Source organism: Candidatus Zixiibacteriota bacterium (assembly GCA_040752595.1).
Taxonomy (GTDB): Bacteria; Zixibacteria; MSB-5A5; order WJJR01; family WJJR01; genus JACQFV01.
This window is the reverse complement of record JBFMGX010000049.1, coordinates 41,881-67,954: the sequence shown is the minus strand read 5'-3', so window position 1 is coordinate 67,954 and position 26,074 is coordinate 41,881. Positions and strand designations below refer to the sequence as shown.

General features: G+C 63.1%; 21 protein-coding genes and 1 tRNA gene. 16 read left to right on the top strand and 6 right to left on the bottom strand.

What is annotated here, in order from left to right:
• Positions 1-7: 7 nt before the first annotated feature.
• Positions 8-4,264 (bottom strand): T9SS type A sorting domain-containing protein, encoded by a 4,257-nt coding sequence (locus AB1792_11775; GenBank protein MEW5702890.1) that lies wholly within the window; start codon positions 4,262-4,264, stop codon positions 8-10.
• 303 nt (positions 4,265-4,567) lie between these two features.
• Between AB1792_11775 and AB1792_11770 the strand changes: the two genes are divergently transcribed.
• The 5 genes from AB1792_11770 to AB1792_11750 all read left to right on the top strand — a co-directional run bounded on the left by AB1792_11770 (position 4,568) and on the right by AB1792_11750 (position 8,590).
• On the top strand, positions 4,568-5,281 hold the full coding sequence (locus AB1792_11770; GenBank protein MEW5702889.1) for an amino acid ABC transporter permease: 714 nt from the start codon (positions 4,568-4,570) through the stop codon (positions 5,279-5,281).
• Positions 5,282-5,331: 50 nt separating this feature from the next.
• Positions 5,332-6,033: an amino acid ABC transporter ATP-binding protein gene (locus AB1792_11765; protein ID MEW5702888.1), complete on the top strand. Its 702-nt coding sequence runs from the start codon at positions 5,332-5,334 to the stop codon at positions 6,031-6,033.
• A gap of 145 nt (positions 6,034-6,178) precedes the next feature.
• The gene (locus tag AB1792_11760; protein MEW5702887.1) at positions 6,179-7,789 is read left to right on the top strand and encodes a S8 family peptidase; all 1,611 of its coding nucleotides are present in this window, start codon (positions 6,179-6,181) and stop codon (positions 7,787-7,789) included.
• Between the two features lie 64 nt (positions 7,790-7,853).
• A tRNA-Gly gene (locus AB1792_11755) sits at positions 7,854-7,927 on the top strand.
• Positions 7,928-7,963: 36 nt separating this feature from the next.
• Positions 7,964-8,590 (top strand): hypothetical protein, encoded by a 627-nt coding sequence (locus AB1792_11750; GenBank protein MEW5702886.1) that lies wholly within the window; start codon positions 7,964-7,966, stop codon positions 8,588-8,590.
• A 109-nt stretch (positions 8,591-8,699) separates the two neighbouring features.
• On the opposite strand, the gene AB1792_11745 is transcribed toward AB1792_11750, so the two are convergent.
• The 5 genes from AB1792_11745 to AB1792_11725 form a co-directional block, all read right to left on the bottom strand.
• Positions 8,700-9,278 carry a sugar transferase gene (locus AB1792_11745; protein ID MEW5702885.1) on the bottom strand — a complete coding sequence of 193 codons (579 nt, stop codon included), beginning with the start codon at positions 9,276-9,278 and terminating at the stop codon, positions 8,700-8,702.
• A 2-nt stretch (positions 9,279-9,280) separates the two neighbouring features.
• Positions 9,281-10,462, bottom strand: a complete 1,182-nt coding sequence (locus AB1792_11740; protein MEW5702884.1) for a DegT/DnrJ/EryC1/StrS aminotransferase family protein — start codon at positions 10,460-10,462, stop codon at positions 9,281-9,283.
• A gap of 238 nt (positions 10,463-10,700) precedes the next feature.
• Positions 10,701-11,108 carry a transposase gene (locus AB1792_11735; protein ID MEW5702883.1) on the bottom strand — a complete coding sequence of 136 codons (408 nt, stop codon included), beginning with the start codon at positions 11,106-11,108 and terminating at the stop codon, positions 10,701-10,703.
• 342 nt (positions 11,109-11,450) lie between these two features.
• Positions 11,451-12,221, bottom strand: coding sequence for a type I restriction enzyme HsdR N-terminal domain-containing protein (locus AB1792_11730; GenBank protein MEW5702882.1), 771 nt, complete (start codon positions 12,219-12,221; stop codon positions 11,451-11,453).
• A gap of 67 nt (positions 12,222-12,288) precedes the next feature.
• On the bottom strand, positions 12,289-12,750 hold the full coding sequence (locus tag AB1792_11725) for a single-stranded DNA-binding protein (protein MEW5702881.1): 462 nt from the start codon (positions 12,748-12,750) through the stop codon (positions 12,289-12,291).
• 241 nt (positions 12,751-12,991) lie between these two features.
• On the opposite strand from AB1792_11725, the gene AB1792_11720 reads away from it, so the two are divergent.
• From AB1792_11720 to AB1792_11670, 11 genes are all read left to right on the top strand, one after another.
• On the top strand, positions 12,992-13,882 hold the full coding sequence (locus tag AB1792_11720) for a nitrilase-related carbon-nitrogen hydrolase (GenBank protein ID MEW5702880.1): 891 nt from the start codon (positions 12,992-12,994) through the stop codon (positions 13,880-13,882).
• Between the two features lies 1 nt (position 13,883).
• Positions 13,884-14,714, top strand: a complete 831-nt coding sequence (locus AB1792_11715) for an NAD+ synthase (GenBank protein ID MEW5702879.1) — start codon at positions 13,884-13,886, stop codon at positions 14,712-14,714.
• Between the two features lie 71 nt (positions 14,715-14,785).
• Positions 14,786-15,502 (top strand): 16S rRNA (cytidine(1402)-2'-O)-methyltransferase, encoded by a 717-nt coding sequence (gene rsmI / locus AB1792_11710; GenBank protein ID MEW5702878.1) that lies wholly within the window; start codon positions 14,786-14,788, stop codon positions 15,500-15,502.
• Between the two features lie 407 nt (positions 15,503-15,909).
• Positions 15,910-16,860 carry a phosphatase PAP2 family protein gene (locus AB1792_11705; GenBank protein MEW5702877.1) on the top strand — a complete coding sequence of 317 codons (951 nt, stop codon included), beginning with the start codon at positions 15,910-15,912 and terminating at the stop codon, positions 16,858-16,860.
• Between the two features lie 35 nt (positions 16,861-16,895).
• On the top strand, positions 16,896-17,702 hold the full coding sequence (gene lgt / locus AB1792_11700) for a prolipoprotein diacylglyceryl transferase (protein MEW5702876.1): 807 nt from the start codon (positions 16,896-16,898) through the stop codon (positions 17,700-17,702).
• Between the two features lie 111 nt (positions 17,703-17,813).
• Entirely contained in the window at positions 17,814-18,413 is a 600-nt protein-coding gene (locus tag AB1792_11695; GenBank protein MEW5702875.1) for a CDP-alcohol phosphatidyltransferase family protein, read from the top strand.
• Complete coding sequence (locus tag AB1792_11690) at positions 18,410-19,336, top strand: carbohydrate kinase family protein (protein ID MEW5702874.1); 927 nt, start codon at positions 18,410-18,412, stop codon at positions 19,334-19,336. Before AB1792_11695 ends, AB1792_11690 begins: the two co-directional genes overlap by 4 nt.
• 132 nt (positions 19,337-19,468) lie before the next feature.
• Positions 19,469-20,617 carry an inositol-3-phosphate synthase gene (locus AB1792_11685; protein ID MEW5702873.1) on the top strand — a complete coding sequence of 383 codons (1,149 nt, stop codon included), beginning with the start codon at positions 19,469-19,471 and terminating at the stop codon, positions 20,615-20,617.
• A gap of 110 nt (positions 20,618-20,727) precedes the next feature.
• Positions 20,728-21,393, top strand: a complete 666-nt coding sequence (gene tmk, locus AB1792_11680) for a dTMP kinase (protein ID MEW5702872.1) — start codon at positions 20,728-20,730, stop codon at positions 21,391-21,393.
• 18 nt (positions 21,394-21,411) lie between these two features.
• Complete coding sequence (locus AB1792_11675) at positions 21,412-23,379, top strand: S41 family peptidase (protein ID MEW5702871.1); 1,968 nt, start codon at positions 21,412-21,414, stop codon at positions 23,377-23,379.
• A gap of 62 nt (positions 23,380-23,441) precedes the next feature.
• A complete protein-coding gene (locus AB1792_11670; protein MEW5702870.1) occupies positions 23,442-26,042 on the top strand; it encodes a sugar phosphate nucleotidyltransferase in 2,601 nt (866 codons plus the stop codon).
• Positions 26,043-26,074: the final 32 nt, after the last annotated feature.

Sequence of the window (26,074 nt, the reverse complement as noted above, 5' to 3'; positions counted from 1 at the left end):
CATCCCATCATTTCAACAGCACCAACTTCCGTGTCGCCACGAAGTCGGCAGCTTTAATCCGGTACAGATAGATCCCGCTGGCGAGGGCGCGGCCGTCATCGCTGCGACCATCCCAAGTGACCGCATACCGTCCGGCTGGCTGATCGGTGTCCACGAGAGTCCGCACGGCTCGCCCCAGGATGTCGAAGACCGTTACGGTCGTGTGACAATCGTGTCGCAGGGCGTATTGGATTGTCGTCGCGGGGTTGAAGGGATTGGGGTAGTTCTGCGACAAGGCGAATTCCGTCGGGAGGGCGTTGTCGGGCAGCTCACGGACGTCAGCAAACGTCTTTGCCAGGGTGACGGCGCATGAGCCGACGTCGTCACTCTCTCGGTCCATGATCAGGAGCGTGTACCACCCTTTCCCCGGCAGGACAACAGCGGGGTGGTGGATTTCCCAATTATTCCAATCGGAAAGAACCAGAGTCCCGGTCGAGTCATAGAGTTCGAACAGCGGATGCGAAGCCCAGGAACTTGTTACCTTGAGGTCGACAATGTCGCTGGCGCGCCCCCAGAACGTGTAGGCCCGGCTTTGCGCCCAGTGGGTGATCGTATCCTCCAGCGTCTCCGTGTACCCCACCGAGTCGACGTCAAGCGTGTCGGCATGTCCCGGCCGGAAGCGTCGCTGGATATGAACGCCGATCGGGCCGGTGTTGTCCCCATTTGGATCATAGGCCAAGAGCGTGTACTTCCCCGCATTGGTCAATGCCGTGTCGATGCGGGCTCCCCACGAACCCTGATTGGACGCCAGCATGGTGCCGACCGAGTCGTACAACTCCAGCCGCCCGTAGGCCTCCCACCCGCTGCGCATCCGCGCCATGATCCGGTCGCCGGCTTCGGCCACAAACGTGTAGGCGCGTGTCTCGGCCAGATGCCGGATCGTGTCGGAATCGGCGCCGCCGTAGTCCAACGCGGTCGCCCGCGCCGGGGAGAACTTCCGTTGCACATGGACGCTGAATGTCCCGGTGTTGTCGCCCTCCGTGTCCATCACCAACAGCGTGTATTCGCCATCGCCGCGCAGGATCGTGTCCAGACGATATCCGTACTCTCCCGCGCGGGTGACAACGAGTCCGCCGACTGAGTCGTACAGTTCGATCTGCGCCGAGAATTGCCAACTGGAGAGCAACCGGACGAGGATGGCATCGCCGGAGTCGGCCACGATGGTGAAGGCGCGGATGTCCGCCCACTGGGTGAATGTGTCGGTCTTGGCGTCGCCGTACAGCAAGGGCACACCGTGGCCGGGCTGGAAACGCCGCTGAATGTGGACGCCGTACGCGCCGGTGTTATCGCCCTCCTTATCGAGGACCAACAAGGTGTACTTCCCGCCTTTCAACAGCACGGTATCGATGCGCGCCCCCCAGGTTCCGTCACCGGTCGCCACCGGGGCGCTGGTGGAATCGTAGAGTTCGAGCCGCGGCGTTGGATTCCATGCCGTTGATATGCGCGCCACGATACGGTCCCCCGCGGAGGCATTGAACGTGTAGGCATCGATCTCCACTGCGTTGCTGATCGTTCCCGAGGCGGTCTGGCCGTATTCCAAGATCGCGGCGCCGACCGGATTGAAGCGCCGTTGCAGGTGCACACCGAATGTGCCGGTGTTGTCTCCCTCGCGGTCCATGACCAACAGCGTGTAGATCCCCGCCGTGGCCAGCACGGTGTCGATCCTGGTTCCGCCGCTGGCGTAGCTGGCGGCCACCAGACCGCCTGTGGCATTGTAGAGTTCAATCTGGTTCGATGCGCCCCACGCGCCGCTCATCCGCACCAGAATGCGCTCGTTGGCGGACGTGGTCGTGATCTTGTAGGCCTGGATCTCGGCGCGCTGGGTGAGGGTGTCCAGATCGGTCTGGTCATACGCCAGCGTGTCGGCATTGCCGGGATTGAACCGTCGCTGCAGGTGGATGCCGTAGCTGCCAACGTCATCCCCTTCCGCGTCCATGGCCAGCAGGGTATATGCCCCCGTGATGGCCAATACGGTATCGATCCGGGCAGCGCCGCTCCCGCTGTTGCTCGCCAGGAGCCCGCCGGTTGAATCGTAGAGCTCCAATCGCCCGGAAGAGGTCCAGGCACTGCTGAGCCGGGTGACAATACGGTCCCCGGCGGTCGCGGCGATCGTGTACGCCTGAATCTCGGCGCGTTTGGTCGTGGCGCCGACGATCGTCTGCCCATACGCCAGCGCCGTCGCCGAGGCCGGGCCATTGCGCCGTTGCAGGTGGATCCCATAGACGCCAGTCGTGTCGCCTTCACGGTCCATGACCATGAGTGTGTAGTTGCCCGTCGCGCTCAGAACCGTGTCGATGCGGGCCGTCCCGGTGCCGTATTGACTCAGAAGCAGCCCGCCGACCGGATTGTAGAGCTCAATCTGCGTGGAGGCCTGCCAGATGCTGTTGGCGCGGGTGATGATCCGATCACCGGCGGTGGCGGCGATGGTATAGGTCTGGATTTCGGCGCGCTGGGTGATCGTGTCCAGGAGCGTCTGACCGTACGCCAGCGCGACCGCCGATCCGGGGCTGTGCTTTCTCTGTATGTGCAGGCCGTAGATCGCGGTCAAGCCGGTGTCGTTCCCCTCCCGATCCATGACGAGGAGGGTGTACGTGCCAGCCGTGGTCAGCAACGTATCGATCCTCGCGCCCCAGTCGGCATATGCCGATGCGACCAAGACGCCGGAGGGATTGTAGATTTCCATCTGGCCGGACGTCTGCCAGTTGCCGCTCACCCGGGCGACGATGCGGTCATTGCCGACGACAGAGAAAGTGTAAGCGTGGATTTCGGCCCACAGATGGAAGGTATCGGCCACAGTCCAACCGTAGCCGATTGCGACCGGCGTGCCCGGATCGAAACGCCGTTGTAGGTGCAGACCGTAGTTGCCGAAATAGTCCCCGTCTTTGGCCATGACGAGGAGGGTGTAGGTCTCTGTCTCGGCAAGCAGCGTGTCGATGCGAGTGCCGAATGCCACCGAGTCAATCGCGACACGGGTGCCCGACGCGTTGTAGAGCTCCATCTGTCCGAACGACGACCCCACGAATCTCATCCGCGCGACAATCCAATCGGCGGCGGTTCCCGAAAACGTATAAGCGTCGATTTCCGCCCTCTGTGCGAAGGAGCCCGGCACGGTCTCGCCGTACGTCAGCACGGTGGCATTCCCGGGACTGAACCGGCGCTGCACGTGGACACCGTAGCTGACCCCGACGTCGTTACCTTCACGGTCCATCACGAGCAGCGTGTACTGCCCGCTGTCGGCAAGCAGCGTATCGATGCGCGCGCCCCATGCACTGTAATCAGTGGCGACCAGTCCACCCAGCGAGTCATACAGCTCCAACTGGGGCGAGGTACTCCATGTCCCCGATGCTCGTGCAATGATCCGGTCCCCATCGTCGGCGACAAACGTGTAGGCGTCGATCTCCGCGCGTTTGGCGAGATCGCCGGACTTCGTCTCGCCATAGGCGGTTACAGTGGCGCTTCCCGGCTGGAAGCGGCGCTGCACGTGCACGCCGTAGGCGCCGACGTCGTTTCCTTCCCGGTCCATCACCAGCAGGGTGTACGTCCCGGTCGATGCCAGGGCCGTGTCGATTCGGGCAGCGGAGGTGCCGTTTGCGCTGTCCAGCAACGAACCAGTGGGATCGTAGAGTTCCAGCCGGGCGGACGATGTCCATGCGCTGCTCAGGCGGGCGATGATCCGATCGCCTGCAGTCGCGGCGATCGTGTAGGCGTGCATTTCGGCGAGCATGGTGGTCGTGTCCACGACGGTCTGGCCATAGGCCAGTGCCACCGCCGCGCCGGGGGAGAACCGTCTTTGCAGACTGATGCCGTAGACGTCGGTGTTGTCCCCTTCCGCGTCCTTGATCACAACCGTGTACTGTCCGCTGTCGGCGAGCACGGTGTCAATGCGCGCGTTGTAGAAGCCGGTGTCGGCGGCCAAGAGCACGTTGAGAGTGTCATACAGCTCCAGCACGACCCAGTTCGCCCATCCGCCGCTCAGCCGCAGGACGATGGCATCGCCGGCGTTGGCGTCGAACAGACAGGTATCGACCTCTCCGACGACGGCAATGTCGCGCTCGATTGTCGTCCCATACGCCAGCGTGTCGACGGTTACGGCCAGCGGAACGGCTGATGCCGAAGTGCCGAGGAGAATGAGAGTGCCGCAGAGTACAGCGACAGTCACGAGGGTCGATGGCACGGCGCCGACGCGCCGGCGATCCGGTCGCCAGGGACGGTGGAATTGGATCACGGTCTGCCTCCTTGCGGTCGAAAGTCCGTTACCTGCGGTGCAAGGAAGAAACCCGGGGCGGCGTCGTCAAGGACATTGAGCTCCGACACCCGAAAAGCCCATCCCCAAAAGGGGCTCGGTTGAGGGGGAGCACAGTATACGGCCGGCATCCACGGCACCGACCGCTGGGACGGGGGGACGGACGATGCCGGGCGTGGTTGGCGTGAGTGACACTCAAGTCGAGGCGTGTGTGAATGGGGGTTGAAGTGCGCAGAAGGAGGCGATAAATTAGCAGGCTTGGCTGGTTGAGCCGGGGGCATTTCGATGCCGGCTCCCCGTGTCGGAGGCGCTATCGACTTTCTGGCCGAACAAGGGACGCTGGCACTCAACATCCTGAAGTTTCTGCTGCCCGCTGTGCCGGCCACCATCGTCATCACCCTGTTGTCGTTCCTCCTGGCACTGATACTGGGGGCGGCGGTGGGCTTGTTGCCGTTGTGCCGACGACCGTTCATCCTGTTTTTCACCCGCGTCTACGTCGATGTGCTGCGCGGCGTGCCGCTTCTGGTGCACATCTTCTTCATCTACTTTGGGCTGGGATCGATCCTCAACCTCGATCGTTTCTCGGCCGGAGTCCTGGCAGTGGGGATCTGCTATTCCGCCTACATGGCCGAGATCATTCGCGCCGGCGTGCTCTCGATCGCGCAGGGGCAGTTTGAGGCCGCGGCGTCTCTGGGAATGACGCAGTGGCAGTCGCTGCGTCATGTCGTCCTGCCGCAGGCGGTGCGCACGATCATTCCCCCGACGGCGAATGAATTCATCGCCTGTCTGAAGGATTCGTCGCTGGTGTCGATCATCGGCCTGCGGGAATTGACCCGTGCCGGACGCGAGTACTATTCCCAGTTCTTCGTCGATTTCCAGACCTGGCTTCTGGTCGGGCTGATCTACTTGGTGATGACGCTGGCGCTGACGCGCGTGGCACGGGGATTGGAGCGGCGTTTTGCCGTGAAGGGCTTCGGTGGTGGAGGATACCGGCGGTGAGCGGTCCCCCGGGCGATCCTCATCCGCCGGCGGTCACCGCGCGCCGCTTGATGAAGCGCTATGGCCCCCTGGTCGCGCTGGCCGGTGTCGATCTGGACGTGGCGTATTCGGAAGTCGTGGCGCTCGTCGGTCCCTCCGGTTCGGGGAAGTCGACCTTGCTGCGTTGCCTGAACGGGCTGGAGCCGGTTGACGGCGGGACGATCGAAATCGCCGGACGACCGGTGGACACGCGGGCGACGACGATTCATGCAGTTCGGGCCGATGTGGGCATGGTGTTCCAGCAGTTCAACCTCTTTCCCCATCTGACGGCGCTGGAGAATGTCGCCCTGGCACCGCAAGTCGTTCGCAAACTGTCACGCGAAGAGGCGTTGGCGCGCGGCCGCGAGAAGCTGCAACGCGTCGGACTCGATCACAAGCTGCACGCCCACCCGGCGGAACTCTCGGGCGGTCAGCAGCAACGGGTGGCGATCGCGCGCGCCCTGGCGATGCACCCGCAGCTCATGCTCTTCGACGAGCCGACCTCGGCGTTGGACACAGAGATGATCGGCGAAGTCCTGGCGGTCATGCGCGACCTGGCCGAGTCGGGGATGACCATGATCCTCGTCTCGCACGAAATCAACTTCGTTCGCGAGGTCGCCGATCGCGTGGCGTTTTTGGACGAGGGAAGCATCCTGGAATGGGGAACGCCTCCCGAGATGTTCGACCGGCCCCGTCATCCGCGGGCGCTGGAGTTCTTCCAGAAGATACTCTGATGCCATGCCGCCCGCGGAACGCGGTGCTCGTCGCGGTTGTTCAATGCTGATGATGGCGAATTTCGCGAAGCGGGGGAGTAGGGCATTGTGTTTGTGGGCAGTTGCGGCTGTCCTCACGCTGTGTGTCGGCACGGCCCAAGCGGCTATGCCGCGCACTGCTGTGTATCGCGCCGCCGCCGCCGGACGTCCATTGTGGATATTCCTCCATGACAAAGGCCCTGTGGAACAACTGCGGAAAGTGTCGCCCGGCGACGGGATTTCACCCCGGGCGGCAGCGCGGATCGCACGCCGTGGCGGGGCACATGAGCCCGAGAGCGACCACCCGGTCTTCGCGCCCTACCGCGACAGTCTGATCGCCGCCGGCGTGAGGATTCAGGCGGAGAGTCGCTGGTTCAATGCCGTGGCCGGGCGGATCGACTCCGCCGGCGTGGATCGTGTCGCATCGTTGACCTTTGTCGATTCGCTGTGCCCGGTGGCGCTCTTCACGCGTCCACGCCAGGAGGATGGTGGAGCCCTTCCCCGTCTGGAGAAGCCGGCACTTCCGCCCCCGGGCACGAACGACTATGGTACTTCCCTGTCGCAGATCGCCGCGATTCAGGTGGACAGTCTGCACAAGCTGGGGCTGGATGGCAACGGTGTGCGGATCGGCTTTCTCGACACGGGGTTCTCGTTGGATATTGACGCCTTCTCGTCGTTGGATCTGATCGGGATGCGTGATTTCATCCATGGCGATGATGACGTCGGTGACGGTGATACCGTGGCGATGAGGCACGGCACCGGCACGTTGTCGGTCTGTGGGGGTTGGGCGCCGGGGGAGTTGATTGGTGTCGCCTACGACGCGGAATACGTGGTCGCCAAGACCGAACTCACGAACGACGAAATTCAGATCGAGGAATCGTACTGGGTCGCCGGGTTGGAATGGCTCGACTCGATGGGGTGTGATCTGGTGTCCAGTTCCCTGGGGTACACGAACTGGTACACCGACGCCGACTACGATGGCATGACGGCGATTTCGACTTTGGCCGCGGACCATGCCGCCGCGCGCGGGCTCTTGGTGGTGAATGCCGTGGGGAACTCAGGGTGCGACGGTGACCGGATTCACATCATCGTTCCGGCTGATGGGGACTCCGTCCTCGCCGTAGGGGCCTCGGACCACGACGGCGAGACGGTCATTTTCTCCTCGTGCGGTCCGACCTCCGACGGCCGTATCAAGCCCGATGTGATGGCACCGGGAGTTCGCGTCTGGTCGGCGGACCCGCGTAACGGCCAGTATGGTTACTCGTCGGGGACATCATTTGCCACACCCTTGGTGGCCGGTGTCTGCGCTCTGCTTCTACAGATGGATCCCTCGCTCACGCCGCTGGGGTTGATCGAGCTTCTGCGCTCGACCGCAACCAAAGCGCGCAAACCGATGAACACCTATGGCTGGGGGATGGTGCAGGCGGTGAGGGCCGCGTCGTTGCTCGACACGACGCCCGAACCCGGCTATCAGGACATCGCTGTCTGGCCCAACCCCGCCGACTCCCAGATCACGATCGCGCTTCCAGACCAGGACTCCGCAGCAAACTGGCGAGTCGAGGTCTACACAGCCGCCGGACAACCGGTCGACCAGTGGGATGTGGTCGGTTATGACCGGACGAGTTGGCCGGGAACGAACAGCAATGGTCTCCCGGTGGCGGCGGGTGTCTATCTGGTGCGCGTGAAGTCGCCAACACGGGAGCGTATCATCAAGGTCGCATGGATGCCAAGGCGGTGAGCGCGCTTCCGTTTAGATGTTGATTGCCACGAGGGGAACCACGATATACATACGGATGGAATCTGCGGGAGTAACTCAGTTGGCTAGAGTCACAGCCTTCCAAGCTGTTGGTCGCGGGTTCGAGCCCCGTCTCCCGCTTTTCAGGCGCGGACGTCCTTGAAGGAGTGACCCCATATGTTGTCGCGCGAGTCTGTGGGTCGTTGGTGCGGTGTCGGAGTGGTCGTGGCGGCGCTTCTGACCGGCTGCGGCGATTCGAATGTCGAGAAGGTTGATCGCGCCAAGACACAACCGGGGACATCGGCCGGGCAGATGTCCGGGTCGGAGACGGTGCCCGCTGAGATCGCGGGGATAGCATGGACCGTGCCCGAGTCCTGGGTGGTCAGCGGTCCGCGGCCGATGCGAGTCGCCACCTACCAGATCGGCGAGGGCGCGGTGTCGGCAGAGTGTGCGGTCTTCTACTTCGGCCTCGGCCAGGGAGGCGATGTTCAGGCCAATATCGATCGCTGGATCGGCCAGTTCGTCCAACCCGATGGCTCCGCTTCGCAGGCGCACGCGCAGGTTGGTGCACAGTCGGTCGCGGGGTTGAAAGTGACGACCGTGGGATTGACCGGGACCTACGCCGGCGGGATGGGAGGGCCGATGTCGGGGCAGCAAGTGGAACATCCGGGATGGCGGCTGGTCGGCGCCATTGTCGAGGCGCCGCAGGGACCGGTCTTCTTTAAGCTGACCGGACCCGATGCGACGGTGACCGCGGCCCGTGCCGACTTCGACCGGATGATGGCCTCGGTGAAGAGGAAGTAACAGGTCCCTCGCAGGAGTTCCGTTCGCAGCTTCAACCTCAGTCGGATCATGCCGACAAATGCGGCGGGCAAGGGGCTGAAGCCCCTTGTTTGCCCGTTTGTTATCTTGTCTACAGATGGAAGATCGTCCGGGCGATGATGCCCAAGTCGCCAAAGAACGTCCGCTTGCGCGCGTAGTGACGCGCCAGCGCGATCTTCCGGGGCAGGATCTCGGTTACGTACATCTCTTGCGGATCTGACGCCCGCGACAACAGCTCCTCTTCATCGCGGAACGCGATGCTGGCTTCGTCGGTAATCCCCGGCCGGACCCGGAGAATCTCGGTGTAATCATCGCGGAACGCATCCACGTACTGCGGCAACTCGGGCCGGGGCCCGACGAGACTCATACGTCCACTGATGACATTCAGCAACTGGGGCAATTCGTCCAGCTTGGTTCGTCGCAGGAACCGGCCGACCGGGGTCACGCGCGGGTCCCCGCGGACCGTGATCGGCGGACCGGAGGCGCCATCGACCATCGTGCGGAACTTGTAGATCCGGAAGTGCCGGAAGCCCCGTCCCACCCTCACCTGACGAAAGAAGACAGGCCCTGGCCCGGAGAGTTTCACAAACAGGGCGGCGATCAGGAAGATAGGTGACAGTATGATCAGTCCCACGACACTGACGACCAGATCGAACGCCCGTTTCGCCATGGTCATCGGGCGTGGGCCCGGCAGAGATCGCCGATGGCGTCGATCACCGAGTCGGCATCGGCGTCGGTCATGGCCGGGTAGATCGGCAGACTGATGATCCGCTCGTAGACCTCATGGGCGTGGGGGAAACCCTCGGGACGATACCCGTACGTATCCCGATAGTAGGGGTGGATATGCAATGGGATGAAGTGAACCGAGACGCCAATATGGGCGGTCTTCAATTCGGCGATAAACTGATCGCGGTCGATGGTCAGCCGGTTGAGGCGCAGCTTGATGACATAGAGATGCCAGGAATGTTGACCGCCAGCGGGAGCGTCCGGTGGCGTTTCCAAGAAGTCCGCCAGGGAGGCGAAGGCGGTCGTGTAGCGTCGCGCGATGGCCTGGCGACGTTTCAGGAACTCATCCGCCTTGTGCAGTTGGGCCAACCCCAGCGCCGCGGCCAGATCGGTCAGGTTGTACTTGAATCCCGGTTGCAGGATTTCGTAGTACCAACTCCCCTCGGCGGTGTAGCGGGACCAGGCGTTGTGGCTGATCCCATGCAGACTCATCATGCGCATGCGCGCGGCCAATGCCGGATCATCGGTCGTCGCCATGCCGCCTTCGCCGGTCGTGATCGTCTTGGTCGAGTAGAAGGAGAAGCACGTCACATCCCCGATGGCGCCGATCATGCGTCCCTTGTACCGCGTGGGAAAGGCATGCGCGGCATCCTCGATCACTCTCAGGCCGTGTCGCCGGGCGATAGCAAGGATCGGGTCCATGTCGCAAGCGAGGCCGCCCATGTGCACGGGGATGATCGCTCTGGCCCGGCGGCAACGGCTGATCACGTCTTCTAGCAGTGCGGAGTCGAGGTTCATCGTCACCGGGTCGATGTCGACGAAGACCGGCTTGGCACCCAGGTAATGGATCACCTCCCCGGTAGCGGCGAAGGTCATCGGTGAGGTGATCACTTCATCGTCTCGCCCAATGCCGGCCGCCTCCAGCGCCAGATGCAACGCCGCGGTGCACGAGTTGACGGCGACGGCGTGTTTGGCGGCGACTTTGGCGGCGAACTCTTCCTCGAACCGCCGCACCTTGGGGCCGGTGGTCAGCCAGCCGCTGCGCAGCGTCTCGACCACCTCGGCGATTTCCTCTTCGCCGATGCTGGGTGCGGCAAATGGCAGGAACGTGTCGCGCATGTCCTCTATCCCGGCAGTTCTGCTTCAACCGGGCAGGGTAGAGCTAAGTAGTTTGGGCGGGGAAAGGCAAGGTGTTGTTGGGGGGGATAAGTTGTCGGCAACGACGGCAAGGGGCTGAAGCCCCTTGTTTTCCCACCCCGAAGTGCTGTCACCTGCCCATAGGGCGCACAGCGCAACGTAGACTGACCTGCTCAGAAACAACCCGGAAACTCGGCCAACAAGGGGCTTCAGCCCCTTGCTGTGGCGTTCAGCGGAATATCTGGGCAACGTCAACACAGCCGGCTTCCACAAGCGGTCTGATGCGCTCTTCCCATGTGGTCACGACAGTCTGTCCCCAGCGCTCGGCATGTTTGAGGTGGTTGTTCAGCACATACGCGATCATCTGCTGCAGCGATTCCTCGTTACGGATGGCGCGGCGATTGAACTTGCGTGCCCACACGTGGTGGGGTGATCTCAGGCCGTGCTCGGCGCGGAGGGTGCTTGCGGAAGAGCCCTTGATCTTTCGGACATGCTCAGTGAGCTCTGTCTCCGATGGGGCAGACACGATCATGTGCACATGATCAGGGAGTACGTTGACCGCCAGCAGGGGAATCTGGTGACGCTTGCAGGCGGAGATGATTTCCCGCACGGTGACGGTTTGGTCAGCGGGAGACAATACTGTCGGTGCTCCGGCTTCTATGCCGAGTTCTCCATCCGTCCGGATACTCGTGAGTTGTGCGTGACGAACGTGACGAGCCATAGCGTGGTGGGTTGATCGGACATGTCCCAAAGGCTTTCAAGGCCTTCGCCCTAGGCGAAGGCCGCAGGGGGCTGAAAGCCCCCTGTCCGCGAGTTCAGAGTCGTGCGCGTTGTACCTATGTGCAATGACTGCACTTTGAGGACAGGGGGCCTTTAGCCCCCTGACCACGGACCCATCGTCTTGCGAGTCCCATTGTCGCTCAGGAATTCTCCCTCGAGGACAAGGGGCTTCAGCCCCTTGCATGGCCGAACGGTTCACCTACGATGGGACATCCCCGCCGTCACCCCTCGCCTCCTTTGGTTGGGCAACGATTTCGGACCCTTCGGGGCGGGACAGACGCTTCTTGGGTCTAGCCCTGTGAATGCGTCTGGGGCCGATCAGCTCTCGGGCTTCGGGTGACAGCATCGCATGGATAGCGGTGGCAAGGTCTTCCGGATCAATGAGTGACCCGCACTGTCTCCTGATCTCGCGTCGGATCAGCATCAGCACATCCTTCTGGAATAGACACATCCCGATTGCGGAAGGGCTTAGCGCGGTCCTCTTCTCCCAGTACTTCTCGTGTTCTCCCTTCCTGACGGACGCCTTTGACAACAGTCCGAGACGCTCGACTGCCTCATCGAGAGAGTTGACGGTGAGATCCACTGAGAATGCACGCTCGTACTCAATCCCCTGATCGAAAGTGAGGTGATATAGGTTCCAAACCACACCGTTCGTTAGAAGAACCCAGCGGTAGTTGCTGCGGGAGGCATATGCCTCCGCTTGCTCTATGTGCCTGTCGCGCAACGTCACACCGGCGGCTTTCACCTCTACGAGGAGCTTGATGACTCCGTCGATCTTGATAGCGATGTCAACGAACTTCCCCTTGAGATGCGTCTCGCGACTGATTTCAAATAGCGCGTCGTATCCCAGAACATCCTCAAAGAACTTGGAGATGCGCATGACCGTGTCCGCTTCATTGAGATTGTCCTGTTGCGCCTGGAGAAAGTGGGGGATGAACTTCTTCAACGGCAGTCGGATGTCGTTCACCATGGGGATTCCTCCCTAAAATTGCCCCGATCCCTCTGGGGGTTGGACAGTTGCAAGGCCTCGGCCCTCGCTAAAACGGCAAATCATCATCCTCGCCCGCCGGGGGCTTGGGGGCGGGCGATGAGTAGCCGCGGGAGGCGGGACGCGACGCTGAATCGGCGGCGGCGTCGTAGTCGACCTCGCCGCCGCCCGTGTCATCGCGCTTGGAGCCGAGCATCAGGAATCGTTCGGATACGATCTCGGTGAAGTACTTGCGGTTCCCGTCCTTGTCGTCATACTGACGGGTCTCGATGCGGCCTTCGACATAGATTTGGCGCCCTTTCTTCAGGTATTGCTGTGCCACTTCGGCGGAGCGGCCCCAGACCTTGATGTTGTGCCACTGGGTGTCTTCCTGACTGTTGCCGTCCTTGTCCTTCCACTGACGCGACGTGGCGATGCGAAAGGTGGCAACCGCCTGCCCGCCGGGGGTGTACTTCAACTCGGGATCGACCCCGAGATTGCCGATCAGCATGACTTTGTTCAGCGACGCCATGAACGCCTCCTTGGTATTCTGTCTTCCGGTTTGTCGAAAATGACCCCATGTATCATCCGAAAAGAAGGCGCGGTAGGTCAATCACTTTCGTACTTGCATGATCGGCAAGCGGTTGCTGCCGGTTGTCGGGCTTGACCCGACGGGTGTTTTCAATCAGATTGTCGCCCGGAATGGGGGGGTGGGGACGGAAGAAGAAGCAGATCCCTCGCTCCGCTCGGGATGACAAATGGGGAGTCGTGGTTTGGATACAAGGCGTTTGCGACTGGCGATTGATCAGATGGCCCCGGTGCTGGGGGACATCAAGGCGAATCTGACCGAGCACCGCGAAGCCATTGCTTGGGCCAAGCGGGAGAAGGCAAATCTGCTCGTGTTCCCCGAACTGTCGCTGACGGGGTATCAGGTGCGCAGCATGGTGGCGCGTGTGGCAATGGCGCCCAACGATCCCCGATTGGCAAAGCTCGCCAAAGATGCCGGATCACTGGGCGTGATTCTGGGTTTTGTCGAAAAGGCCGCCGACGGGCAACTGTTCAATTCGGCCGCCTACTGCAACGATGGGGCGGTGCGGACGGTGCAACGCAAGATGTTCCTCCCGAACTACGGGATGTTCGATGAGAGGCGGTTCTTCGCCTCCGGGAGCAGGATCGAACCATTCGATACCCCTTGGGGTCGGATGGGAATGGTGATCTGCTTCGACCTCCTGCACCCGGCCCTGGCCTATCTGCACCAGCAGGCCGGCGTGCGCATACTCGTTGGGATTTCCGCGGCCCCGGCGCGCGGTGTTGGGCCCGACGGATTCATGGCCGGGGCCGAGGGGTTCCGTGTGGCACTGCGGGCCAACTCGCGTCTGTTGGGGATGGTTTCGGTCTATGCCAATCGTGTCGGGACCGAAGAAGGGATGGTGTACTGGGGCGGGTCGGAAGTGCTCGATCCGTTTGGACGGTCTCTGTGTGCGTTGCCGGAGTATGAGCCGGCGCGGGCCATCTGTGAGATCGATCCCGAGGCGGTGGGACGGGCGCGCACGCTGTTCCCCCACCTGAAAGAGGGACGACCCGATTGCATTCTGCAGGAGATGTGGCGTATTCGTATGGCCGCGCCGGGCGGCGTGCCGGGTGCACCGGGAACGGAGGTGTGAGTTGGCGAAAGGCGCTGATCTGACCCTCGATCCGCTTATGACGGTTGGGATCCTCACGACCTTCCTGTGCGACGAATTCGCCAAGAAGGGATACACCAACACTGTCTTGGGCGTCTCGGGCGGAGTGGACTCGGCGCTCGGCGTGGCGCTGGCGGCCCATGCGTTGGGCGCGGAACATGTCACGGGGCTGGCGCTCCCGGCCAGGGAATCGGATCCCCAGAGCCTGCGCGATGCCAAGCTGGTGGCGCGCACATTCGGCATCCGGCTTCTGGTGCAGCCGATTGGTTCCGTGATCGCAGCCATCTACGAGGATGAGCCCAACGTGGATCGTGTCCGCCTTGGGAACGCCGCGGCGCGTGTGCGGATGATCCGGCTCTTCGACTACTCACAGACGCACCATGCGCTGGTCGTGGGGACATCGAACAAGACCGAGCTGCTGCTGGGGTATGGGACCTGGTACGGCGACGTGGCCTGTTCGCTCAACCCGATCGGCGATTTGTACAAGACGCAGGTGCGCCAACTGGCCGATTTCCTCGGCGTGCCCGAGCGGATCATCGCCAAGCCGCCTTCGGCCGACCTCTGGCCGGGGCAGACCGACGAAGGGGAGTTGGGTTTGAGCTATGACGAAGCCGATCACCTGCTGTTCCTGATGGTCGATCGCGATTATTCCTTCGACGCGCTGGTGGAAGCGGGATTCGCGCCTGTCCTGGTGCGGCGGGTCTTCGATTTGGTGGCGAGCTCCCAGTTCAAGCGCTCGCTGCCGAGCATCGCCAAGATCGGGATGAAGACCGTGGGGATCGACTTCCACCTGGCGCGCGACTGGGGTCGATAAGCGTGGCAGACGGATCTGCGCCCGTGATATCTCCCGAATCATCATCTGAGGCACCGCGTAGGCCGATGGATATGTCGCGTCCGGGCGTTCTCTATGTTGTGGCGACACCGCTGGGGAACCTCGACGACATTTCGACGCGCGCCGTCCATGTCTTGGGGTCGGTCGATCTGATTCTCTGCGAAGACACGCGGCGGACGCGGGTATTGGTGTACCACCTCGGCATCCGCATCCCCACCCTGTCCCTGCATGAGCACAACGAACGGTCACGGACCGCGGCGGTGCTGGCGCGTCTGGGCGACGGCGCGCGCATCGCCCTGGTGTCGGATGCGGGGACGCCGGTCATCTCCGATCCGGGGTATCGTTTGATCGCGTCAGTCGTCGAGAGCGGCCATCCCATCGTGCCGATTCCTGGCGCCAGCGCGGTCACCGCGCTTCTCTCGGTGGCGGGACTTCCCGCCGACCGGTACGTCTTTGAGGGCTTCCTGCCGCCGAAGTCGGGACGGCGCGCGCGGCGGTTGGCGGAGTTGGCGGCCGAGACACGTACGATCGTGCTGTTCGAATCTCCGCATCGCCTGGCCCGGACATTGGGAGAGCTTCACGCTGCCTGGGGCGACCGGTGGTGCTGCGTCGGGCGGGAATTGACCAAGCGGTACGAAGAAATCCAACATGGACGTTTGTCAGAGTTGGCTGCACGCCATCATTCACGCGCGATCAAAGGTGAAATCACACTCGCGGTGGCCGGGGCGGATGAGAAGCTGTCGGCGGCTGGCGGAGAGTCAGAAGACTGACACCGTTTACCCAACAGGATGCTGAAGAAGGACCATCCATGTCATTCTGAGCGCCGCTCTTCGGCGGGGCAAAGAACCTCCTGTTGGTTTCATGGGGCGAAACAGCAGATCCTTCGCTTCGCTCAGGATGACAATGGTGGGACCGATCCACGTTTTCTGCGTTTCTCAGCAACCTGCTGAAGGCCATTCGTGACCTGTCCGGTTGATCATCAAGGAAGCGTGATGCGGTTTCTAAGATGGCCAGATCCCTCACCCCGACCCTCTGCCGGAGGGAGAAGGGGAAGAATAACCTCTCCCTCCGGGAGCGGTCGATCCGTCCACAGGACGGATCGGGTGAGGCTGCTCATCGTTTCTTCATATTGTCAGAGGGCTTTGGAATGGACCGGCGCGGTTTGAGCTCCGCAAGGGTGAGAACGGCTCAAGCAAACGGCTGGCGCTCTCTCTGGAGGCGTGCGCGTCCCGTCGATCGTCTGACCGCCGGTTACATCCTGGCCTTCGGTCTCGGAGTGGTTGTACTCGGACGCGGGTCGGACGGATGGTGGCACTGGGCACTGGCGCACCTGCTGTTGTTCGCCGCCGTAGTGATGGTGGTACAGCGGTGGGGCGAATGCACCAGCGGGATACGCGGCTTTGTCCGACTCCTCTATCCCGCGATGCTCTATCCGTTCTTCTACCGGGAGACGCAGATTGCCGTGCAATGGGTGTTCCCGGACTTCCTGGATCACCAGATCGTGGCGCTGGAACGCGCCGTCTTCGGTGTCGATCCCAATGTCTGGATTCTGCCGGTCCAGTCGGCGCCCCTGAATGATCTGTTCATGCTCGGGTATGTCTCCTACTACCCGCTTGTGGCGATGCTGCCGCTCGCGCTGTACTTCGGCCGCCGTTATCTCGAATTGTCCCGGGCGCTGTACGCCATGACGACCGCCTTTGTCATCTCTTATGCGCTGTTCGTGCTCTATCCACTCGAAGGACCACGGTATTATCTGGCGGGCAGTCTGCCCGGTCCGCTGGCGGGATTGTGTTTTGTGCCGCTGGCGAACTGGGTGGTTGGTCAGGGCGCCATCCATGGCGGCTGTATGCCGTCATCGCACGCGGCCGTGGCACTCGTGGTCATGGTTTGGTCATGGCGGACGATGCCGCGGCTGGCGATGGCCGTGACGCCTCTCGTTGCACTCCTCTGTGTCGGCACCGTCTGGGGACGGTTTCACTATGTGTCGGATGTCGCTGTTGGCTGGGTCGTTGGCGCCACGGCACTGTGGTTGACGCGCGGTCGTGAAGCGTTGATACTGCCCGTGCCCGATCGGCAGGTCTTGACGGAATCGTCACGGGCCGGTCTCTTTGTCGATCAGAGATCGTGATGGCATCATTCCGCTGAGAAGAGAGACACGACGTCATGCTGCCGGAATTATTCCATATCGGACCGTTCGTGTTGCGATCTTATGGACTGCTCCTGGCGCTGTCATTCCTGATCGGCCTGTGGTTGGTCCACCGCGAGGCGAAAGTCGTCGGGGTCGATCCGGACCGGGCCGTGAATCTCGGCTTCGTCCTGATCCTGTTCGGCGTGATCGGTGGACGGTTGGCGTATGTCCTGTATCACCTGCGGGATTTCGCCGACCAGCCCTGGGAGGTCATCAACCCGTTCCATACCACGGGGCATTTTGGTATTGCCGGTTTGAACCTGCAGGGCGGTCTGATCGTGGGGACTCTGGCCGGCTTCGTGTACCTGCGGCGTCACCGGATTCGCCCGCTTCCCGCGTTGGACGCCGTCGCCCCGGCCGTGGCGTTCGGCATCGGTCTGTCGCGCATCGGGTGTTTTCTCAACGGCTGTTGCTTCGGCACGCCGACGGGCGCATTCTGCGGGGTGCACTATCCGCCCGACGCTCCGGCCGCGATCGTCTTTGCCGGCCAGGCCGTGCACCCGACCCAACTGTACTCGTCGGTGTACGGATTTCTCTTGTTCCTGGTGCTGAGCCGCGTCAACCGCCGGCATCATTGGCCGGGGCTGACGGCGGGTTTGTTCTTCATGATCGAGGCGCTGTTCCGCTTTCTCATTGAACCCTTCCGGTACTACGAAACCGAGATGTGGCTATCGCTGGCCGGCCTGCGCGTGAATTACAATCAACTCATCGCCGTGGCGATGTTTGTGGCCGGTGCATTACTCGCATGGCTGCCGCGACGCCTGCGGGGCAAAACGCCTTGACCGTACTCGCAAGGGAGAGATATATTCGCATCTTCACGGTCCGGCCGCCGGAATCTCATTCGTTGTCGAGGGGAAGCAGGCGAACTTCATGGCTGACCGGAATGGGGCGAGATGCAGAACCAACGACGATCGGCCTATGAAGCGTTCTCCGTTCCCTACGGGCGGATCTGCCTTCGTCTGGGGCTGACGCCGAACATCCTCACGGTGCTGGGACTGTTGACCGCCGCGGCCACGGGGCTGGCGTTCTGGAAGGAGCGGTTCATCCTCGGTGTCGTCCTGATGCTGGTCACCTCGTTGCTTGACATGTTGGATGGGGCGACCGCGCGGGCCGGGAATCTCGGGACCACGTTTGGCGGCGTTCTGGATCACAACTTCGACCGCGTGGGGGAGTTTTTTGTCTTGTTGGGAATCGTGTTGTCGGGTCATGTCGCGCCTGGGTGGGGCATGTTCACACTCTTCGGCATGTGGTCGGCCTCGTATGCCCGGGCCGTGGCCGAATCGATCGGCGGCCTGGCAAACTGCGCCGTCGGGCTCGTCGGACGGCTGGAAAAGTTCGCGCTGATCATCATCGGGGCCGTGCTGGAAACCGCCTTCCCGATGCGGGCGCTGCTGATTGCCTGTATCGTCGTTGGCGTCGTGTCCACTGTGACGACGGCGCAACGATTGGTCTTTGCCCACCGTGAGTTGAACCGAACGGGGAGCGGCCGGTGATCATCGCGTTCGGGAACCCCGTGTTTGATGCGATTCGCACACCGTGGGTGTCGACGCGGGGGCGCGTGCTGTCCGGCTGTGCCACCAATGCCGCGCTGATCTATGCCCGTCTCGGAGGCAACGTGACCGTCGTGGGTCGGACCGGCATGGACCGTGTGCACGACTACCATGCCTATCTACTCGACACCGGGATCAAGTCGGAGACCGAGGTGTGTGGCGAATCCGGCGGCTTTGGTCTGGACTACGACCGGGATGGGAACCGTGAACTCACGGTACTGGGACGCGCCGAACCGATTACGCAGATCCCCGCTGAGATCGACGATGCCCGGATGGTCTTCCTGGGGCCCGTGATGCAGGAGCTGCCTTTCGATCTGATCCGTCGCATCCGGGCGCGCACGCGCGCACCGATCGTGCTCGATCCGCAGGGGTTGTTGCGGCGAACCACCGGTGACGGTCGCATCGAGCATTTCAAGCCGGACGGGATCGAGGAGATCTGTGCCTTGTGCGACGTGGTGAAACCGAATGAACTGGAGACCCGCATCCTGACCGGTGTCGATCCGCGCCAGGACCTCGATCGGGCCGCGGCGATCCTCAGGGGATGGGGCATTGCCACGGTGGTGATCACGCTGGCGGAAGAAGGGGCCCTGATCGTCGATCCCGAAGGTCATCGGCATCGCATCGCGGCGTTGCCCACGCTGGCCATTGACTCCACCGGTGCCGGCGATTCTTTTGCCGGTGGATTGATGTTCGCCCGCGTTCATGGTCATCCTTGGCCGGAAGCCGGGCGTTTGGCGACCGCGTGTTCGTCCACGATGATTGCCCACTGCGGGCCGGACTTCGAGTTGACGTTGACCGATGCCAGGGCCCGCGCGGCGGGAGTGGCCGTGACGACGACGCGCGCATCGGCGGCGCGTGTCGCCTGACCAGAGGGAGGTCGTGTTCCTGTAGATGAAGACGGTCGAGACGGCAGGAATTGTAGGTCAGGAGCCCTGTGCTCCTGACGCATTGACGGATCCCACAAGACAATTCCATTCCAATTCGAGAGGGAGATGCTAATGTCGGGAAAAGTGCGGGTGGCGATCATCGGCGTCGGAAACTGCGCCTCGTCGTTTGTGCAGGGCGTCCACTTCTACCGGAATGCGCGGGACGATGAGTTCGTGCCGGGATTGATGCACATCAACCTGGGGGGATACCACATCTCCGATATCGAGTTCTCGGCGGCGATCGACATCGACAAGAACAAGGTCGGGATCGACCTGGGCGAGGCGATCTACAGCCGTCCCAACAACACGTATCGATTCTGCGACGTGCCTAAGCTCGGGGTGACCGTGCAGCGGGGCATGACGCACGACGGGCTCGGGGAATACCTCGCGAAGATCATCGAGAAGGCGCCGGGCGACACGGTCGACATCGTCACGTTGTTGCGCGAGACGAAGACCGATGTCGTGGTCAGCTACCTGCCGGTCGGCTCGGAGGAAGCGACCAAGTGGTACGTGGAGCAAATCCTCGAAGCCGGGTGCGGGTTCGTCAACTGCATCCCCGTCTTCATCGCCCGCGAGAAGTACTGGCAGAAGCGGTTCGAGGATCGCCATCTGCCGGTGATCGGCGACGACATCAAGTCGCAGGTCGGTGCGACCATCGCGCATCGGGTGCTGACCCGCCTCTTTCGCGAAAGGGGCGTCAAGCTCCTGCGGACGTCGCAGTTGAACGTCGGGGGAAACACGGACTTCTACAACATGCTCGAGCGGCGGCGCCTGGAATCGAAGAAGATCTCCAAAACCAATGCCGTTACCTCGCAGTTGGACTATGATCTCGGCGACGAGAACATCCATATCGGCCCCTCCGACTATGTGGCGTGGCTGACCGACCGCAAGTGGGCCTACATCCGCATGGAAGGGGAGACCTTCGGCGGCGTGCCGTTGAACATCGAAATGAAGATGGAAGTCTGGGACTCGCCCAATTCGGCCGGCGTGGTCATCGATGCCGTGCGCTGCTGCAAACTGGCCATGGATCATGGGCTGAAGGGGACATTGCACGCTCCCTCGTCGTATTTCATGAAGTCGCCGCCGGTGCAGGTCACCGATGAGGAGGCGCGGCACCGGACGGAGGAGTTCATCGCCCAGTTCCGTCGTCCCGGATCACCGGCGTCAGTCCCGAAAGCGGAGCCCGTCGCGGAACAAGTCTCGGTTGGCGTGTCATCCTGAGGGATTCTATGCCGAGGGTGATCGCCGCGGGCGATGTTAAGGACGCGGCCGTCCGGGGAACCAGTTATCAGGTCTGAGGAGCACTATTGCATGTATGTCACGGGGGATGAATGAAGACTACCACGCGGGGGTTCTTTCTCGTGGTCGAGGGTGCCGACGGTTCAGGCAAGTCGACCCTCGTGCGCCATCTGGCCGAGGTCTACGGCAGTCGGGGGTGGAACATCTGCCTGGTCCGCGAGCCGGGAGGGACCCCGTTTTCGGAGCGTGTGCGGCGGATGCTGCTGGACAAGGCGTCCCAGATGCACGCGCGGTCTGAGTTGTTTCTCTATCTGGCGGCCCGGGCGCAGGTCGTTGACGACGTGATCCGGCCGGCGTTGGCGCGGGGCGCGATGGTGATCGCCGACCGCTTCAGTCTTTCGACATACGCCTATCAGTCGGGCGGTCGCGGTCTGCCGTTGTTTGCCGTGGCGGGGGCCGACCAATTTGCCCGGGATGGCCTGTCGCCTGACCTCACGCTGGTGTTGAGCGTCTCCGTCCAGGAAGCCGCGCGTCGACGGCGCCGCGCCGGGCGTCCCTCCGACCGCATGGAAGCGGAATCGCCCCGATTCCACGAGGCCGTCCACCAATTCTACGACCGCTGGGGATCACGGCACCTGGGGTACCGGCTGATCAACTCGGAAGCGCCTCTCCGCCAAGTTCAGGCCCGGGCGGTCGCGCTCGTCGACGCGCGCTTGCGGCGGCTGGCGATGACGACCAGGCGACGCCTCCGCGCGTGAGGGCGCTCGGCAGCAGACTTGAATGCATCAGCGAGCAGAGTGTCAGGGAATCGGCCTCCCGGTCTGATCGGAGTCTGGTCGTTTCTCCTGGTGGCGCTGCTGCTGGTGGCATCATGGCATTGGTTGCGGGCCGACCCGCGCTTCGTGGGAGCGGCCGTATTGCTTTCGGCGTCCCGCGCCGTCTTCGCTTACAATGCATCGGAATCGTCACAAGAGGCCGGCCCGTTGGCGCCGCCGGAAGAGCTGTTTCAGGCGGCCGCCAACGGCCTGACCTCCGTTCTCGATCCCTTTTCCACCTTCATGCCGCCGGAGGAATACGGTTGGTTCACGGAGGACGCCGAGGGGGAGTATGTCGGCATCGGCGTCGAGATCAAGTTGACCGGAGGCGCCGCGGTGATCGTGCACGTCTTCCCGCAGAGCGCGGCGGCAGACGCCATGCTGCGTCCCGGCGAACGGATCATGGCGATCGATGGCGTTCCCACCGAAGGCGCGACAATGCCGGCCATCGTAAAGCGGATGCGCGGTCCGGTGGATGCGCCGGTGACGCTTCGTCTTGAGTCACCGGGGGGGGACCAGCGGGAGGTCACATTGCTGCGGCGCCGCGTTTCCGTCACGCCGTTCCCGGTGAGCGGTGTGTCGTTGTCGGGCGTGGCCTATGTGCGTTGGTCCGAGTTCTCCGTCGGGTCAGCGGACCTGCTGGCGGCCCTGGTGGAGGAATACTCCGTTCGCTCGCCGATCGGGCTGGTGATCGATCTGCGGGGCAACCCGGGAGGCATGTTGGATGAAGCCGTCAGCGCTGCCGGCATCTTTCTCCCCCCCGGGTCCCTGGTGTGCCGCTTGGTTCACAGAGACAGGAGCCAGCCGATCGACTATGTCACCGCGACTCCTCCGGCGAACTACACCGGACCGGTTGTCATGGTTCTGGACGCGGGATCGGCTTCAGCGTCCGAGGTCTTCGCGGCCGCGCTGCGGGATGCGGGACGGGCGGCGCTCGTGGGCAGCCGGAGTTTCGGCAAAGGGTGGGTGCAGTCGGTGTTTCCGTACGGTGACGAGGGAGCTCTGCGCCTGTCGACCGGTCGCTATGCTACGCCGGGTGGCCAGGTCCTGGGCGACCCGCGCCAGGCGGCACAAAGTCTGGCGACAGAAGATGCCGATTCGACCCTCGTTGGGTTCGGATTGGCCCCAGATGTCGCGGTCCTTCCCGCCCAGGCGGGAGTCTGGGAACGGGTGCTCAGTCAGGAAGGTGTCTTCGGTGATTTTGCGGCGACATTTGGTGATGAGTGGCCGGCAACGGGATCGGAAGATTCGCAGGAGTTGGGGGACCGGCTGCGGGATTGGTGCGACTCGCTCGACATACGACCCGGGGTGCCGGGTGGGGCGCTCTTGGACGCATGGAGCCGGGCCGCCAGGCGGGGCGATCAGCGCGTTCCGCCCGATGTGTTGGACCGGTTGCGCGTCGAACTTGCGGCGGCGCGCCGGGCGGATGCCGAACTCCGATTCGAACAGGAACGTCCGCGACTGCTCCTGCGCCTCTGGGAGAAGCACGTTTTGGCCGTGGGGAGGCCCGACGAAGGGGAGCTGGAGGCGTTATTTGACATCGATCCTGTGCTGTCGAGCGCGCGTGATCTTCTGGAGGAACCGGAGCGGTATCAGAGCATCACCGCACAGCATGCGCCGCCGCCGGTGAGCATGAGTTGGCCGGATGGCCCTGACCGGCTGTCTGCCGTTCCGAGGCGTCCTGACAATTATGAATGTCGCCGGCAATCGTCTGTTGCCTTGGTGTGCCCCGTCGGTGTATTCCCGGTTGTCGGTTCGCCGCAAAAGGCGGCGGACGATGTCGAGTCGCATGAATGCGCGCGACCAGCCGGGTGGAACGAAGCGGGATGGGACACGATTGATCGACCGTCGAAGGGACGTTATCATTATGCATCCGGCCGCGTCGTGGGTCGAGTGCGCCGTGCGGAACGGATATGTCCCGGTTCTTGATGCCGGAGAGAGCGTTGTTGTGAACTCGATTCGTCTCGATTGTGGTGGCGGAGGATGCGCCAGTGAGCGGGCTGGCTCCGGGTGGCGGCGGCATGGCTGATGCGCTGTGCGATGCCGTCGTGTTGGCCGGCGGATTCGGTACGCGGTTGAAGCCGTTGACCGCCTCCCTGCCCAAGCCGATGGTCCCCGTGGGCAATCGGCCGCTCATGGAGTACGTCATCGATCTTCTGGCCACCCACGGCCTGAAGAACGTCATGGTGTTGCTCTTCTTCCAGGCGGAGCACATTATCGAGCATTTTGGAGACGGCGCTCGGTTCGGCGTCTCGATCCGCTACCTGCGTCCCGAGGGGGACTTCGGCACGGCCGGAAGCGTGCGTCAGGCGCTGCCGCAACTGGCGGATCGATTCCTGGTGATTGCCGGGGACGTGTTGACCGACCTGGATCTGTCGGCCGCCTGGGATTTCCATACCAGCCACCGCGCTGAGGCCAGCATCGTGCTGACACATCAGGACAATCCCCTGCCGTTCGGCGTCGTCATCACGGACGACGAAGGTCGGATCATCCGCTTTCTGGAGAAGCCTTCGTGGGGTGAGGTGTTCTCGGACACCGTCAACACCGGGATCTATATTCTCGAGAAATCGCTCATGGCCCGCTGGCCCGCGGATTGCAACGTCGACTTCGGTCATGACCTGTTTCCCCAGACGCTGGCGGACCGGCGCCCGATGTACGGCGTCGTGAGCGACGGGTATTGGCGCGACGTGGGACACGTGGACGATTACGCCGCGGCGCACTTTGACCTCATGGCGGGCCGCATCCGCGTACGGTGGCCCGCTCCTGAGCGCCGCATCGGCCACACGCGGCTGATCGCCGGACACGATTGCGTGATCGCGGCCGACGCCCGGTTGTCCGGCACCGTCGTGCTGGGGGATCGTGTTTCGATCGGCCCGCGGGCACAGATCGTGGATTCCGTCATCGGTCCCGGCACCGTAATCGGGCAGGGGGCCATGATCCGGCGATCGGTTCTTTGGTCAGCGGTCTCGGTGGGGATGGGCTGCGATCTCAATGAGGCCGTGGTGCAATCGGGAGCCCGGCTGGGGGGCAAGGTCACGCTGCGGGAACGAACGATCGTCTCGGAGATGTGTCGGCTCGGTGAGAATGTCACCGTGCAGCCCAACTGCCGCATTTGGCCGCGCAAGACCGTCGAGGACGGTGCCCGGGTCTCCTCCAGCATCGTCTGGGGAGAACAATACAATCGCGAGTTGTTCACCGATGCCAAGGTGAGCGGCCTGACCAACCGGGAAATGACGCCCGAGTTTGCGGCGCGTTTGGGTGGCGCGTTTGCCGCTCAGTTCGCCTTGGGAAGCACGCTGGTGGTAGCCCGGGACCAGTCCGTGGAGGCGCGCGCGATTACGGAAGCCCTGAAGTCTGGTGTGACCTCGGCGGGCGTTCACGTGCGCGACCTGCGCGACACCGTCGTGCCGATCTTGCGATTCGATCTCAGCCAGGGGCAGCAGGAGAGAGCATATCAGGGCGGGGTGTACGTCCGTCGTTCTCCCGACGACCGGCACGTTACCGACGCGATATTCTTTGACGCCGCCGGGTTCGATCTGTCGGTCGGGACGGCGCGGGCGGTGGAGCGGGTCTTCTTCCGTGAGGATTTCCGCCGGGTGGACAGTGATCGGATCGGGACGATTCGCTATCCGGAGCACGTTCTGGATCGTTACCGTGACATGTTCCTGTTGCGCGTGAACGCGGACGTGATTCGCGAGCAACATTTCCGCATTATCGTGGACTACGCCAATGGTCCGATGGCGGCGGTCCTGCCGTCGATCTTGGCGCAACTCGGTGTGGAATCGGTGGCGCTGAACGGAATCCCCGGCGACGCGGATCCTGTCGCCCACGACGCGGCGCAGCGGTCGTTGGGTCGGATTGTCACCGCCTTGGAGTACGATCTGGCAGCGCAGATCAACGCGGCCGGCGAGAAACTCGTGCTCGTCGATCGGCGTGGGGTGACGCTGTCAGGTCAGGATTTGCTTCTCCCGGTGGCGGCGCTCTTTTGGCGTGGTCATCCAGGGGCGACGATCGCCGTTCCCGTCATGGCCAGTGCGACCCTCGACGAGCTGGCAACGCAGCACCGGGGCACAGTGTATCGAGTCAAAAGCGACCATCTGGCCATGATGATTGCCGCATCCTCGGGGAAGGCTGACCTGGTGGCGGGGACGAGGGGCGGGTTCATTGTCCCCGCTTGGCAGCGGGCTGCCGATGCGGCCGCGGCGTTGGTGCACATTCTGGAGATGCTCGCCTCCGGCGGCGTCGCCCTGGACGAGCTGGCACGCGAACACCACCCGGGGGTGTTTGCCGAAGCTGTCGTGCCGTGCGCCTGGAATCGGAAGGGGAATCTGATGCGTCGGCTGATGCAGGAGACGGCAACGCAGGAGCGCTCCCTGATTGACGGCGTGCGCCTGCGCGTGGACCGTGGCTGGTTGTGGGTCGGGCCGGATCGCCGCAGCGCGCATTTTCGACTTTTGGCCGAGGGTGCGACGGCCGCCGACGCTCAAGCGATTGCAGCGGAGTGGAGCGCACGACTGACGTCTTGGATCGAGGAGATGGACGCCGCATCGGCTCCGGAGCGGGATGGTGCAGACGAGGGTGCTGAACAATGAAATCTCGAGGATTCCCCAGACGGACGCTGCCA

Coding starts and splice junctions, on each gene's coding strand:
- AB1792_11770 (MEW5702889.1), top strand. CDS start 4,568: ATGCCGGCTCCCCGTGTCGGAGGCGCTATCGACTTTCTGGCCGAACAA.
- AB1792_11765 (MEW5702888.1), top strand. CDS start 5,332: ATGAAGCGCTATGGCCCCCTGGTCGCGCTGGCCGGTGTCGATCTGGAC.
- AB1792_11760 (MEW5702887.1), top strand. CDS start 6,179: ATGCCGCGCACTGCTGTGTATCGCGCCGCCGCCGCCGGACGTCCATTG.
- AB1792_11750 (MEW5702886.1), top strand. CDS start 7,964: ATGTTGTCGCGCGAGTCTGTGGGTCGTTGGTGCGGTGTCGGAGTGGTC.
- AB1792_11745 (MEW5702885.1), bottom strand. CDS start 9,278: ATGGCGAAACGGGCGTTCGATCTGGTCGTCAGTGTCGTGGGACTGATC.
- AB1792_11730 (MEW5702882.1), bottom strand. CDS start 12,221: ATGGTGAACGACATCCGACTGCCGTTGAAGAAGTTCATCCCCCACTTT.
- AB1792_11725 (MEW5702881.1), bottom strand. CDS start 12,750: ATGGCGTCGCTGAACAAAGTCATGCTGATCGGCAATCTCGGGGTCGAT.
- rsmI (MEW5702878.1), top strand. CDS start 14,786: ATGTCGCGTCCGGGCGTTCTCTATGTTGTGGCGACACCGCTGGGGAAC.
- lgt (MEW5702876.1), top strand. CDS start 16,896: ATGCTGCCGGAATTATTCCATATCGGACCGTTCGTGTTGCGATCTTAT.
- AB1792_11695 (MEW5702875.1), top strand. CDS start 17,814: ATGCAGAACCAACGACGATCGGCCTATGAAGCGTTCTCCGTTCCCTAC.
- AB1792_11685 (MEW5702873.1), top strand. CDS start 19,469: ATGTCGGGAAAAGTGCGGGTGGCGATCATCGGCGTCGGAAACTGCGCC.
- tmk (MEW5702872.1), top strand. CDS start 20,728: ATGAAGACTACCACGCGGGGGTTCTTTCTCGTGGTCGAGGGTGCCGAC.